This window comes from Bacteroides sp. Marseille-P3684 (assembly GCF_900291465.1).
Taxonomy (GTDB): Bacteria; Bacteroidota; Bacteroidia; order Bacteroidales; family Bacteroidaceae; genus Phocaeicola_A.
In genome coordinates this window covers 953,437-966,753 of record NZ_LT985808.1, presented here as the reverse complement: position 1 = coordinate 966,753, position 13,317 = coordinate 953,437, and the positions used below count along the sequence as shown (strand labels likewise).

The window sequence follows — 13,317 nt, the reverse complement described above, 5'->3', positions numbered from 1 at the left end:
GGATTGACAGGGAGCAAGAACGCCGGCATCCCCGTCTGGATCTTTTCGGCGAGGATCGTAAGGGGTGTGAAACGGAACTTCTGAATGCCGAGCAAATGCTTTCATGTATTACCAACATATCGATTAACGGGGCAGACCTGATACTTGACCGTGTGTTTGACAGTGTGGGCTTCAACCGGATCGAGGATCCGGTGTTCCGACAGCTGGTAAAGGCGCGGTTGGCCTATCCGGCAAGCAAGGCGGCTACTGCCGAGTACCTGAAAAACCATTTCGATGAGGATGTCAGTCTGTCGAAGATATACCGTTATTTGGACAAGCTCAGCGACAGTCAGCATGAAATTGTCCAGGATATAAGCGTACTGCATACAAGGCAGGTGTTGAACGGCCGCATCGGTGTTTTGTTCTATGATGTGACCACTCTTTATTTTGAGGCGGATTATGAAGATGAATTGCGAAAGACAGGATTTTCCAAAGAAGGACGGCACAGGAATCCACAGATCATCCTCGGACTGCTCGTCAGCGTCGGAGGCTATCCGCTGGCTTATTGCATACATGAAGGGAACAAGTATGAAGGTCACACGATGCTGCCGGTAGTGACGGAATTTGTACGGAAATATAAATTGGAAGACTTTATTGTCGTAGCCGACTCCGGACTGATGAACAGCGACAATATAGCAGACTTGGAAGCAAACGGTTACAAATATATTATCGGTGCGAAAATCAAGAACGAAAGCAAAAGGATACAGGAATGGATACTCAGTCAGCCCAAAGTTGACAAGCAGATGGTGGAATACGACAAGGGAGGCAGCAGACGTCTGCTTGTGGGATATACAGACGACCGTGCCCGCAAGGATGCCCACAACAGGGAAAAGGGGATACAACGTCTGGAAAAGGCATACCAACGTGGCACCCTGACGAAAGATAACATAAACAAGCGAGGTTATAACAAGTTCCTGAAGATGGAGGGCGACATTAAGGTGACCATCAATTACGACAAACTTGAGGCTGATGCGAAATGGGACGGGCTGAAAGGATATCTTACCAATACAAATATCCCGACCGGTGAAGTATATGCCGCATATCATAACCTATGGCATGTCGAAAGGGCTTTCCGCATCTCAAAATCGAAGATAGAGATACGACCTATGTTCCACTTCACCCACCGCAGGATAAAGGCACACGTATGCATCTGTTTTGTGGCGTTGAAAGTTTATAAGGAACTAGAGAGGCTGCTGAAACTATCCAATGTCAATATGAGTGTCGACAAGGTTTTGGCACTTGCGCAGACGATTGTAACAATACAGATGACATTGCCCAAGAACAAACAGGTAATCAATCGAACTATGCTGATGAAACGACATCAACGTATCGCGCAATTATTCTCTGAGGAGTTTTGGGTGACACGTTGACGAAGTCAGGAAAGACAGGGAACGGACGGAAAAGCCGTCAAGATGTATTCCGCGAATCGCCCGAGAATGCCTCCTTTGCTCACGAACTCGTAGTTGGATGCAACGAAGCCCTCTCTCAGGCGGTTCATTTGACATTTTGACAAAATGATAAAAACGTTCCTCCCCGTCCGCAAAACATTCCAAAGAATGTAGGGGCGACCGGTCGGGTCGCCCGGTCCAACAAAATCCATTGTCAATTGTCCATTGTCAATTGTCAATTGAGCCGTTTCCTTGCGGAGTCGATACGGATGAAGATGAACAGCAGGATGGTGAAGCCCCACAGCGAGGAGCCGCCGTAGCTGAAGAACGGGAGGGGGATGCCGATGACCGGCGTCAGACCGAGCACCATGCCGATGTTGATGAACAGGTGGAACAGGAAGATGCCTACCAGCGAATAGCCGTAGACACGCCCGAAGCGGTCGGTCTGCCGTTCGGCCAGCACGAGCAGGCGCAGGATGAAGGCAAGGAAAAGGAGCAGCACGGCGGAGGCTCCGAGAAAGCCCTGCTCCTCGCCCACGGTGCAGAAGATGAAGTCGGTGTCCTGCTCGGGGACGTACTTGAGCTTGGTCTGCGTCCCGTTGAGGAAGCCTTTGCCGGTGAGCCCGCCGGAGCCGATGGCAATCTTCGACTGGTTGACGTTGTAGCCGGCGCCGGAGAGGTCGTCCTTCATGCCCAGCACGACCTCGATGCGCACCTTCTGGTGGGGCTGGAGGACGTGGGCGAAGACGAAGTCGCTGGAGTAGAAGAACACCAGCGAGCCCAAGGTGAAGAAGGTGATGTAGAGGAAGTTCCGCAGATGCTCACGCAGCCAGAAGTAGACGAGCACCAGCGTCAGCAGGACACAGATGCCCAGCTGCACCCACGTCAGGTCGAAGGGGATGACGTAGGCGGAAAAGAGCAGCGTCAGCAGGGTGAGCAGCACGGAGCCACCTGCCATCCATGCCGCCACGTCGCGGCGGTGGGTGTAGACGGCGGTCATGCCCGCGGTGAAGAGCTGGATGAGCAGGAGCACGACGAACTTGCCGACGGGGGCGGGCATGTTGCCCAGCATGACGTCGGAGAAACGCAGCCCGACGATGAAGTAGACCACGGCGCAAACGCCCGAGAAGAGGAACGCGCCGGTCATGCCTTCGCGGTAGAGCATGAGGAAGAAGGAGAAGAACACGAGGGCGGACCCGGTCTCTTCCTGCAGGATGATGATTGCCATGGGCAGGAAGATAAGCCCCATGACGCAGAGGAAGTCGCGCCGGCGGCGGAGGGAGAAGCCGTAGGTGTTCATGAACTTGGCGAGGGCGAGGGCGGTGGCTGCCTTGGCGAACTCGGCAGGCTGGATGTTGATGCCGCCGCCGAGGCGTATCCAGGAGTGGGAGCCCTTGATGTCGCTGCCGACAAAGAGGGTGGCGATGAGCAGGAGGATGACCGCGCCGTAGATGATGTAGGCGAGCAGGTCGTAGAGCTTCTCTTCGAGCATGAGGAGCACAAAGCCGATGCCGAGGGCACAGCCAATCCACAGGAGCTGCTTTCCTGCCCGCGTGTCCATGCCGAGGAAGTCGGGCTCTCCGTAGGTGTAGCTGGCTCCGCAGACACTGAACCATCCGCAGACGAGCAGGGCGAGATAGAGGGCGATGATGACCCAGTCGACCGATTTGTGAAGACTAGCGTTGCTGGTTATCATAGAAGATGCGTCGTTGTTGGATTTCGGAAGCCTGCGCCTCGCTTTCGGGCGAGAGCTTCCCCTTAAGGTACTGTTCAATCATGAGTTTGCCGATGGGCACGCCGTAGACGGCTCCGAAGCCTCCGTTCTCGACGTAGACGGCGATGGCTATCTTCGGGTTGTCCATGGGGGCGAAGCCCATGAAGGCGGAGTGGTCGTGGCCGCGGTTCTCGGCAGTTCCCGTCTTGCCGCAGACCTCGATGTCGGGCAGGTTCGCACCGCGACAGGTTCCGCCGAGGACCGCCTGGCGCATACCCTTGACGACCTCCTCGTAGTAGCGCGGCTCGACCTTGGTGTAGCGCCGCTTCTGGTAGAGGGTGTCGAGCTGTCCGCCCTCGATGGAGTGGACGACGTGAGGGGTGATGAAGTAGCCGCGGTTGGCGATGGTCGCCCCGAGGTTGGCTATCTGGAGCGGGGTGAGGGTGACTTCACCCTGCCCGATGGCGATACTGATGACGGTCAGCCCGTTCCACGAGCCGCGGTAGGCACGGTCGTAGAAGGTGGCGTTGGGAATCATGCCGCGGCGTTCGCCGGGGATGTCGACTCCGAGCTGGTAGCCGAAACCCATCGAGACCATGTAGTCTTTCCACGTGGTCATCGCCTGCTGGACGTTCTTGTACTTCGTGCGGTTGCCGAACATGTAGTAGAGTCCCCAGCAGAAGTAACCGTTGCAGGAGGTCGCCAGGGCAGGGATGAGCGAGAGCGGCGAGGGGTGCGAGTGGCAGCCCACTCTCAGTCCGCGATAGACAAAGCCGTGGTAGCAGGGGTAGAGCGTCTGTGTGGGTGATATGATGCCCTCCTGCATGAAGGTGAGCGCCTGCGAGGTCTTGAAGGTGGAGCCGGGAGGATAGGTCCCCGAGACCGCCCGGTTGAGGAGGGGCTTCCAGTTGTCGCGCGACAGCTCCAGGTGGTGCTTGCCGCGGTCGCGCCCGACCATGAGGTGGGGGTCGTAGGAGGGTGCGGACACCATGCAGAGGATGTCCCCCGTGGCGGGTTCGATGGCGACGATACTGCCAATCTTGCCTTCGAGGAGGCGTTCGCCGAGTGCCTGGAGGTCGACGTCGATGCCGAGGGTGAGGTTCTTGCCGGGGACGGGCCGCTTGTCGAAGGCGCCGTCCTTGTAGCGTCCCTGGATGCGTCCGTGGGCATCGCGCAGGAGGATTTCGACGCCCTTCTCGCCGCGGAGTTCCTTCTCATAGGAACGCTCGACGCCCTGGATGCCGATGAAGTCGCCGCTGCGGTAGTAGTCGTCGTTCTCGATGTCGCGCCGGGAGACCTCCGCCACGTCGCCCAGCACGTGCGCCGCCACGTTGTAGGTGTACTGCCGGGTGGTGCGCCGCTGGATGTAGAATCCGGGGAAGCGGAAGAGCTTCTCCTGGAAGACGGCGAACTCCTCGGCAGGCAGCTGGCTGAGGAAGACCTGTTCGGTGTAGGGGGAATAGCCGGGATTGACGGAGCGGTTCTTGATGTCCTCCATCCGCTTGCGGAAGAACTCGGGGGCGATGTCGAGCGTACGGCAGAAGTCGAGCGTATCGAGGTTCTCGACCTCGCGCATGATTACGGTCACGTCGTAGGCAGGCTGGTTGTAGACCATGAGACGCCCCTTGCGGTCGTAGATGGCTCCCCGTGCGGGGTACTGCACCTTGTTGAGGAAGGCGTTGCTGTCGGCGTTCTTCTTGTAGTCGTCGCTCATGATCTGAAGCGTAAAGAGCCTCAGGATGTAGCCGAAGACGATAGCCACGGCCACACCTGCAATGACGAACTTACGTTTCTCCAGATTATAGTTGCGCATGGTGTTCTGCTATTTGGGTCGCCGGATGCCCGTAGGGGGTTGCCGGCGGGAAACAATGTCAGGCTTTGCCCTTCCGCGTGCTGTCGAGCACCGCCACGCAGAAGGTGGTGAGCGCGGTGCTTGCCAGGACCTTCAACACCAGCGTCTTCCAGTCGAAGAAGGAGAAGGTGTCGAGCAGCAGGAGGACTGTGTGGTGGACGAACACCGCCGTGAGGACGTATCCGAGGAAGGAGCCGAAGCCCATCGAGCGGACACCGGGGCGACGGTCGTCGGTATTGTCGCGCGGGACGAAGAGCGAGAGCAGCCACGGACGCAGGAAGGCGAGCAGGGTGGTTGCGGCAGCGTTCATGCCCGGTGTGTTGGCGAACATGTCGATGACCAGCCCGAGGAGGAAGCCGGCGAGCAGCAGCGTGTTCCGCTTGGTGTCCAGGTTGAGCATCAACAGGAAATAGATGTAGATGAACGGGGTGGCATAGCCTGCCACGTGGATGTGGTTGAACACGAGGACCTGCACGAGGACCAGGGCGAGGAACCAGAGGGTTTGCTTGATGGATGACTCATTCATGACTGCCTCCTTTCTCGTTTAGGGGTTCGCGGTTACTGCCAGCGAGTCGATGTCCGCCTGCACGGGACTGACGATGACGCGGACGTCGCGCAGCCGCCCGAAGTCGGTGGCAAGACGTACCTTGAGCAGGTAGGACAGTCCGTCGTTGGAGTCGGCAATGTCCTCGACGATCCCGACGAAGAGTCCTTCCGGGAAAATCGAGGAGTATCCGCTGGTGACGATGGTATCTCCCTTGTGGCACTCGGCGTGTCGCGGCATGTCGCGCAGGTAGGTGTAGCGAACATCGTGCCCGTCCCAGCGCAGGTAGCCGAAGTAGCCGCTGTTCTTGATTTTGCAGCTGATGTTCGACTGGCTGTTGAGCAGCGAGATGACCAGCGAGTGTCGGGACGCCGTCTTTCCCACGATGCCCACGATTCCCTTGCCACTGACGACTCCCATCTCGGGACGTATGCCGTCGGCACTTCCGCGGTCGATGGTGATGAAGTTGTCTGCACGGTCGAGGGTGTTGTTGACGACGTGTGCCTTGATGCGCCGGTAGTCTGCAAGTGCGGCGCGGCTCATGCTGTCGGTCATGGTGGAGTCGGCGGTCAGCTCGGCGAGGGTCGCGCGCAGTGTGGCGACCTCATGCTCCAGGTCGAGGTTGCGGTCGGTGAGGGTGTCGTTGACCGCCTTCAGATGGAAGTAGCCGGTGATGTCGCCCGAGATGTCGTAGAGCGTGCCGCAGACGCGGTTCGCCGATGAGAAGTAGACGCTGCCCTGGTAGTTGTTGAAGCGGAAGAGCAGCACGCAGCACACCACCTCCAGCAGGACAAAGAGGAAGCAGTGGCTGTATCTCATCAGGAATTCGAGCAGGTTTCGCACGGGCAAACGGGTTAAAGGGGAGACGCTGAAATAAGAAAGAATGAAGAGGGTATGTCATGCTGCGGTATCGGGACACACTCTCTCCATTCCTTTACACACGTTGGGTTCCTGTCATCGCATCAGGAAGGGGAACTTCTCGATGTTCTTCAGGGCGATGCCTGTCCCCTTTGCCACGCTGTGCAGGGGGTCTTCGGCGATGTGGAACGGTATGTTGATCTTGTCGGTCAGACGCTTGTCGAGTCCGCGCAGCAGGGCACCGCCACCGGCGAGGTAGATTCCGTTATGGACGATGTCGGCATAGAGCTCGGGCGGTGTGTTCTCGAGCGCGTTGAGCACGGCAGTCTCGATTTTGGCGATGGACTTCTCCAGGCAGTGTGCAATCTCCTGGTAGCCGACGGGGACTTCCATGGGGAGTGCGGTGATGCGGTTCGGTCCGTAGACGGTGTAGTCCTCGGGGGCATCGTTGCCCAGGTCGGTCAGCGCGGCTCCCACGGCAATCTTGATGCGTTCGGCCATGCGCTCGCTCACCTTCACGTTGTGCTGACGGCTCATGTACTCCTGGATGTCCGCCGTAAAGTCGTCACCGGCAATGCGGATGGAACTGTTCGTCACGATGCCTCCCAGCGAGATGACGGCAATCTCGGTCGAGCCGCCGCCTATGTCGACGATCATGTTTCCTTCAGGTGCCTGCACGTCCAGTCCGACACCGATAGCGGCCGCCATCGGCTCGAAGATGAGGTATACATCCCGTCCGCCGGCATGTTCAGCCGAGTCACGCACGGCACGCAGTTCCACTTCCGTACTGCCCGAGGGCACTCCGATGACCATCCTCAGTGAAGGCGAGAAGAGGCGGTGTCCGGTGTTCACCTTCTTGATGAGTCCCCGCATCATCTGCTCGCAGGCGTTGAAGTCGGCAATCACTCCGTCGCGCAGGGGGCGCACGGTGCGGATGTGCGGGTTTTCCTTCTCGTACATCATCTTTGCCTTCTCTCCCACAGCGATCATCTTGTCCGTACGGCGGTCAAGCGCCACGACCGACGGTTCGTCGACCACAATCTTGTCATTGCTGATGATGATTGTGTTCGCCGTTCCCAGGTCCATGGCTATCTCTTGAGTAAATGAAAATAATCCCATAATTTCAATGCAGCGTTAATGTTGTGAATGAAGAATGAAAAATGAAGAATGAAGCATCAGGCACCGTCTCCGGCTCCTCATTCTTCACCCTTCATCCTTCATCGGTTTAGTGTTTGAAGTGACGGATACCGGTCATCACCATGGCCATGCCGTGCGCGTTGCAATAGTCCACCGACTCGGCGTCGCGGATGGAACCGCCCGGCTGGATGACTGCTGTCACACCTTCCTTCCCGGCAATCTCCACGCAGTCGCCGAAGGGGAAGAAGGCGTCGCTCGCCATGACGGCCCCTTCGAGGTCGAAGCCGAAGTTGTGTGCCTTCTCGATGGCCTGCTTGAGCGCGTCGACGCGCGAGGTCTGTCCCACGCCGCTGGCGATGAGCTGCTTGCCTTTAGCCAGCACGATGGCGTTGCTCTTGCTGTTCTTCACAATCTTGTTGGCGAAGAGCATGTCTTCGATTTCAGCGTCGGTGGCAGCCTTGTCGGTCACTTGCTTCAGGTTGTCGCGGGTCTCGATGTCCAGGTCGCGGTCTTGCACGAGGACTCCGTTGAGCAATGAGCGGAACTGCTTCTTGGGCAGCTCTACGTCCTTGCGCACGAGGATGATGCGGTTCTTCTTCTGCTCGAGAATCTGCAGGGCATCCATGTCGTAGTCGGGGGCAATGATGACCTCAAAGAAGATTTTGTTGATTTCTTCTGCCGTAGCCTTGTCAACGGACTCGTTGGTGATGAGTACGCCTCCGAAGGCAGATACGGGGTCGCCTGCCAGTGCGTCTTTCCAGGCTTGGAGCAGGGTCGGACGCGAAGCCAGTCCGCAGGCGTTGTTATGTTTCAGGATGGCGAAGGTGATCTCGTCGAATTCGTCGATCAGGTCGACGGCAGCATTGATGTCAAGCAGGTTGTTGTACGAGATTTCCTTGCCGTGTATCTGGTCGAACATGGCATCGAGGTTGCCATAGAAGTATCCTTTCTGGTGGGGGTTCTCTCCGTAGCGCAACTGTTTCTGGTCCTCCACGGCGCAACGGAATGCAGAGCACTCGTCGCCATCGAAGTAGTTGAATATGGCGGAGTCATAGTGTGACGACACGGCGAATGCCTCTTTGGCGAACCAGCGGCGCTCTTCGAGTGTCGTGTTGGCACCGCGCTCCATCAGGATGTCGCGCAGGGGTTTATATTGTGCCTGGCTGGCAACGATGACCACATCACGGAAGTTCTTTGCTCCGGCACGGATCAGCGAGATGCCGCCGATGTCAATCTTCTCGATGATGGCTTGCTCTTCAGCGCCGGAAGCCACCGTGTCTTCGAACGGATAGAGGTCGACAATCACCAGGTCGATTTCAGGAATTGCATATTCAGCCATCTGCGCACGGTCGCCTTCCTCGGCGCGGCGTGCCAGGATTCCTCCGAACACTTTCGGGTGAAGGGTCTTCACGCGGCCTCCCAGGATGGAGGGGTAGCTGGTCAGCTCTTCCACCGCCTTACAGGGGAAGCCCAATGATTCGATGAACTGGCGAGTGCCTCCTGTGGAAAGAAACTCTACACCTTCTTCGTGGAGTTTGGTCAAAATCTCATCCAAACCTTCTTTGTGGTAGACCGACACCAGAGCGGTCTTTATCTTCTTCGTTGCAGACATTTAATAATAGATTTAGCGATTTTCGTGCAAAGGTAGGAATTTTGCTATATACTAGTTCGTAATGTTCCCAATTTCTAATAAAAAATAACACCGTCGCTCACACCGACTTCCACAGTCAGGGGGCGGGAGGCGTCCACCGGACGGCAGTCCACTCCGTTCTTTCCCCGTGAAGAGATTTGACGGAAGTGCGTTTGTCCGGCAAACGACAGGTCGAGCGTCAGCCGCAGAGGCTGTTTCCGTCCGTTGATTGCCGCCACGAACCAGCGGCTTCCCGAGCGTCGCGCCAGCACGGCATATTCTCCGGGACGTCCGTCAATCAGGCGTGTTTCATCCCAGGACGCGGGAACGTCCGTCAGGTAGTCGAAGACGAAGGAGGGGAATGCCTCCAGGTCAGCGGGAACCAACCCATAGTGCTGTACACCAGAGTGAAGCACCACCGGCAGTGCCAGTTCGAAGGCAGCGGTCGTGGAGCGCATCACCGGACGTCCGCCGTCCATGCCCAGCTGCTCGCCAAGCACAACCGGTGTGAAGTCGACAGGAGCCACGGCATTGCGCGTGAAGACCAGCATGGCGATGTGGCGGGCACGTTCGTCCTCCACCTGGCGGTCGACCATGGCACGCTCCATCCCCATCACAGCCTCGGCGGTAAGCACATTGGGGTACATACGCTCCCAGCCCCGCGGCAGGGCGGCTCCGTGCAGGTTGACAGCCAGTCCGAAGCTGTTGGCATCCTCCACCAGGTCCTCATAGAACCGGAGAGCCTCCTGTTGGTCATGCCCGAAGAAATTGACCTTGATGCCTGCTACGCCGATGCTCTTCAGCCAGCCCATCTCCTTCAGACGGTCTTCGTGCGTCCGCAGACATCCCTTGGGAGTCTTCGCCTGCCCCTTCTTGTCAACGCTGCAGTTGTACCACAGCCACAGCCCCACGCCCCGTTCACGGGCGTATGCCGCCAAGTCTGCCATCCGTTCGCGTCCGATACGGACGTCCCAACAGGCATCCACCAGGCAATATTCGAAGCCCAGGGTGTCTGCCAGGTCGATGAAATGCTTCTGTTCCTCATACGTCGTAGCCTCGTCGCCGTAGCGCAACCAGCTCCAGGCAGCACGGCCGGGACGGTAGGCTCTCGTCGGTTTGAACTCCTCCGTCGCCAGGTCGGTCGCCCACGTATTCTCCACCACATCGCTCAGGTGAGGCGACACGACCAGCACGCGCCAGGGAGTCGCATTGTTGAACACGGGATAGTCCACCGTCTTCCTGCCGTTCTTCACGGACTCGGGATAGGCGATGCGCAGGTTACCGATGCTGTCGCCTTCTGCCAGGTGGGTGCCGCAGTAGTTGCCACGCACCGCCGTCTCCGTCAGCAGGGTCCAGTAGGTCTGTTCGCCTGCGGACGACTGCACCAGTGCGGGATAGCACCAGCCTGCATGACCGGCGGAAGTATGTGTGATGGGCACGCCGATTTCATAGGCAGCCTCGTAACGGGGGACGATGCTCCCGTCGGCACGGCGATGTTCCGAGATGGGCAGGAAATAGCCTTTGGCTTCCTTGGGGAACGTGAAAGCCGTGTAGTCATCGAGCACGCGGATGTTCCGCTTGCCGGGCATGCGGTAGCGGAAGGCCACCCCCGTCTCGCTGATGCCTACTTCCACCTGGAGGCGGTAGCCGTCGGCATTGACCAACGAAAACACGGCATTGTTCCGTGCGGCATCGACTTCCGAGCGTTTACCCGCCGACAGATGGTACACGGAACGCACCGCCTCCACCTGGGGCTGCGCCTCGATCTTGATGCGTTTTTCAAAGGAGCCTTCCGATGTGTTCATCCCCAGACGGACGGACACCACCCGTCGCCTGTCGACACCGTAAATATCCAGGAAGGGGATGCCCCGGCTCACACGCACCTCGGCTTCCAGCCTTTCTTCCGGACTGCCGACGACCTTGCGCGCCGTGCATCCGGTAAAACATATTAATAAGGAAAAGAAGAGACCGGCTAAAAAGAAATGTTTTGCATTCATGGACGGAAATTTTAGAGGACACCCCTCCGCCAGGAAAGAAGGGAGGGGCGGAAAACAAAAAAAGTCGAGCTATACTCGACTTCCGTGGGCGTTGAGGGATTCGAACCCCCGACCCTCTGCTTGTAAGGCAGATGCTCTGAACCAGCTGAGCTAAACGCCCGATTGCTTTATTATCGGAACAAAAGACTGAATTTCGGAGATGTGGGCGTTGAGGGATTCGAACCCCCGACCCTCTGCTTGTAAGGCAGATGCTCTGAACCAGCTGAGCTAAACGCCCGAAGTCTTTTGTTTCAAAAGCGATGCAAAGGTAGGGCTTTATTTGACATTTGCAAAACATTCGCCCGCTTTTTTTCAAGAAATATGTAAAAAACATCCGCCTCTCCTGCCCCACCCCAAGAAACGTCCGGCTGAAGGCTTCCAAGGGAACATGACACTACCGCCGATATTCGAGCATCAACGGACCAATGATACCGGAAGGGACAAGGCTGTCCGAGGGAGAAGCTATCTCCGGAAAGGCGTACGTGTAACGTTGGGACAAAGGCAAAGAGGCATCCCCAATCATCCGGTTCATCAAGGAGTTTGCGACCTGTATCTCAAGGACATTTTCTCCTTCACGGAGCAGCCCTGTCACCTCGATTTCCCAAGGCGAACACCATACTGTTCCGGCGTCCTGTCCGTTCACAATCACTCGTGCTGCACCTGCCAACGTGGAAAACCTCAGGAAGACTTTCTCATCCGGCACCCGGCGATGCACCGTGAAACTGTTCCGATAGACAGCCGTACCGGAATAATAACGGATGCGCGAGTCAACATGTCGGGTCCAGTCAGTCAGACTATCCAGTACAACGGTTCCGGGTCCTCCCCAACGTGGGTCGAAGGTAACCTCCCAAGGTCCATCCAACAGACTCCTCCGTCCACTTCCTTGCCAGGACACAGGCGGCAGAGGGACCGGTGCATCGGACAGCACGACAAAATAAGCCTCGTGGGGTGCCATACGTAACGGCACGCTTGTATAAGCTCCGTCCGCCGATGACGGAAGTTGGTAGCGGCGTCCGTCTACCGGCGTCCAAAGTTCAGCCGTACGCCTCCGTGAACGGAAGGTGAACGTGTCTGTCAGCACCCGGTCGGAGCGGTTATCCAGAAAATAGACATCAGCATCCTTCAGCTGACGGTGTACGAAGTAGAGCACCGGTTTCACAGCAGTCTGCGACATCGAGATATCAGGAGAAAGTCCCGCCTCCTTCATCGCTTCCGCCAAAGGCATCCCCCAATAAACGGTTCCTCTGCCATACCGGTGACTGCCACGCGGAAGAGGTCTCTCTCCCCACAACCGGGCAACCCACTCCCGGTATCCGGACTCATCCTCCTCCTCAGCGTAGGAAGGCGACCCGACAGGACGTGGACCATACACAGGCACCCCCTTGTCAACAAACTCCGCAATCTTCTGCAACGCAGCGAGCGTCAATTCCCCGTTCCGTGGTAACACGACCATGCGGTAACTCATTCCATCGGGCAGGACGATTTGTCCATCACGGGCCTCCATCCGTGCGAACAGCGCATCCGAAGTAAAAGCATCAAAGTCGAAACCGGAAGGGATGTCAGGCAAACGGTGAGTCAAAATCTTCACTGGAGCATTCTCGCCCAAATAGACTGCCAGGTCAATCACCGGACGTCCCTGACGCATCACATAAGAGAGGCGTGACTGGTAATCCCAAAAGCCACGACTGTATTCCCAACAGGTATTGTTGCGGTTGAGACAGTAATGACGCCCTCCGCCGGTATTCCCCGGGATGCGGTCAAGCCAGGGCTGATAGGCAGACGCACACACCACAAACTCGTTCAGCCCGAAACAATAGGCATAGTCGGCCAGTGACTTCAAGTAAGCCAGCGAGTGGGAATATTTCGCATCGGTAAAGGCCTCACCGGATGCAATTGTCTTGCCGTACAGATGGGCGGCAGAAGAACACTCCTTAATGTCGTAATTGCCGTCGGGATGAATTGCCCAGAACTCACCCTGGGGCTTGGATACCCGTCCTTTTGCCTGAATCGGATCTGCCACGATACACAAGGCATTGCCCGTCGCCTGCGCCGTAAAGTCCAGCCCACGCTCCCGGCACAGATGCTCGAAGGTAGCATAGTAGTTATCCGCTATCAAATC

9 protein-coding genes and 2 tRNA genes (1 of these 11 only partly in view) are annotated in these 13,317 nt (G+C 57.4%); 1 reads left to right on the top strand and 10 read right to left on the bottom strand.

The annotated features are described in order from the left end of the window. Positions 1 to 1,409 (top strand): IS1634 family transposase (locus C8275_RS03725; protein WP_369860921.1); only part of this gene is annotated, 1,409 nt, incomplete at its 5' end. A 253-nt stretch (positions 1,410 to 1,662) separates the two neighbouring features. Here the strand turns inward: C8275_RS03725 and rodA are convergent. The 10 genes from rodA to C8275_RS03670 all read right to left on the bottom strand — a co-directional run. After that, positions 1,663 to 3,123 carry a rod shape-determining protein RodA gene (gene rodA / locus C8275_RS03715; RefSeq protein ID WP_106484145.1) on the bottom strand — a complete coding sequence of 487 codons (1,461 nt, stop codon included), beginning with the start codon at positions 3,121 to 3,123 and terminating at the stop codon, positions 1,663 to 1,665. Continuing rightward, the gene (locus C8275_RS03710) at positions 3,104 to 4,954 is read right to left on the bottom strand and encodes a penicillin-binding transpeptidase domain-containing protein (RefSeq protein ID WP_106484144.1); all 1,851 of its coding nucleotides are present in this window, start codon (positions 4,952 to 4,954) and stop codon (positions 3,104 to 3,106) included. The genes rodA and C8275_RS03710 overlap by 20 nt, the downstream gene beginning before the upstream one ends. Before the next feature lie 58 nt (positions 4,955 to 5,012). Next, positions 5,013 to 5,519 (bottom strand): rod shape-determining protein MreD, encoded by a 507-nt coding sequence (mreD, locus tag C8275_RS03705; protein ID WP_106484143.1) that lies wholly within the window; start codon positions 5,517 to 5,519, stop codon positions 5,013 to 5,015. Positions 5,520 to 5,537: 18 nt separating this feature from the next. After that, positions 5,538 to 6,380 carry a rod shape-determining protein MreC gene (gene mreC / locus C8275_RS03700; protein ID WP_106625714.1) on the bottom strand — a complete coding sequence of 281 codons (843 nt, stop codon included), beginning with the start codon at positions 6,378 to 6,380 and terminating at the stop codon, positions 5,538 to 5,540. 111 nt (positions 6,381 to 6,491) lie between these two features. Beyond that, positions 6,492 to 7,514, bottom strand: a complete 1,023-nt coding sequence (locus C8275_RS03695) for a rod shape-determining protein (RefSeq protein ID WP_022384791.1) — start codon at positions 7,512 to 7,514, stop codon at positions 6,492 to 6,494. 106 nt (positions 7,515 to 7,620) lie between these two features. Beyond that, positions 7,621 to 9,144: a bifunctional phosphoribosylaminoimidazolecarboxamide formyltransferase/IMP cyclohydrolase gene (gene purH, locus C8275_RS03690; RefSeq protein ID WP_106484142.1), complete on the bottom strand. Its 1,524-nt coding sequence runs from the start codon at positions 9,142 to 9,144 to the stop codon at positions 7,621 to 7,623. 74 nt (positions 9,145 to 9,218) lie between these two features. After that, complete coding sequence (locus C8275_RS03685) at positions 9,219 to 11,159, bottom strand: glycoside hydrolase family 97 protein (RefSeq protein WP_106484141.1); 1,941 nt, start codon at positions 11,157 to 11,159, stop codon at positions 9,219 to 9,221. Positions 11,160 to 11,244: 85 nt separating this feature from the next. After that, positions 11,245 to 11,319 (bottom strand) — tRNA-Val (locus C8275_RS03680). A gap of 42 nt (positions 11,320 to 11,361) precedes the next feature. Beyond that, a tRNA-Val gene (locus C8275_RS03675) sits at positions 11,362 to 11,436 on the bottom strand. Positions 11,437 to 11,592: 156 nt separating this feature from the next. Then, positions 11,593 to 13,317: the 3' portion of a glycosyl hydrolase gene (locus C8275_RS03670; protein WP_106484140.1), read on the bottom strand. The gene runs 1,560 nt beyond the window's last position; only the last 1,725 of its 3,285 coding nucleotides appear in the window; its start codon lies beyond the right edge, outside the window — the gene reads right to left on this strand; its stop codon occupies positions 11,593 to 11,595.

Bases quoted from the DNA above. Each gene is read 5' to 3' on its own strand.
- purH (WP_106484142.1), bottom strand. From the start codon at position 9,144: ATGTCTGCAACGAAGAAGATAAAGACCGCTCTGGTGTCGGTCTACCAC.
- C8275_RS03695 (WP_022384791.1), bottom strand. From the start codon at position 7,514: ATGGGATTATTTTCATTTACTCAAGAGATAGCCATGGACCTGGGAACG.
- C8275_RS03710 (WP_106484144.1), bottom strand. From the start codon at position 4,954: ATGCGCAACTATAATCTGGAGAAACGTAAGTTCGTCATTGCAGGTGTG.
- C8275_RS03685 (WP_106484141.1), bottom strand. From the start codon at position 11,159: ATGAATGCAAAACATTTCTTTTTAGCCGGTCTCTTCTTTTCCTTATTA.
- mreD (WP_106484143.1), bottom strand. From the start codon at position 5,519: ATGAATGAGTCATCCATCAAGCAAACCCTCTGGTTCCTCGCCCTGGTC.
- rodA (WP_106484145.1), bottom strand. From the start codon at position 3,123: ATGATAACCAGCAACGCTAGTCTTCACAAATCGGTCGACTGGGTCATC.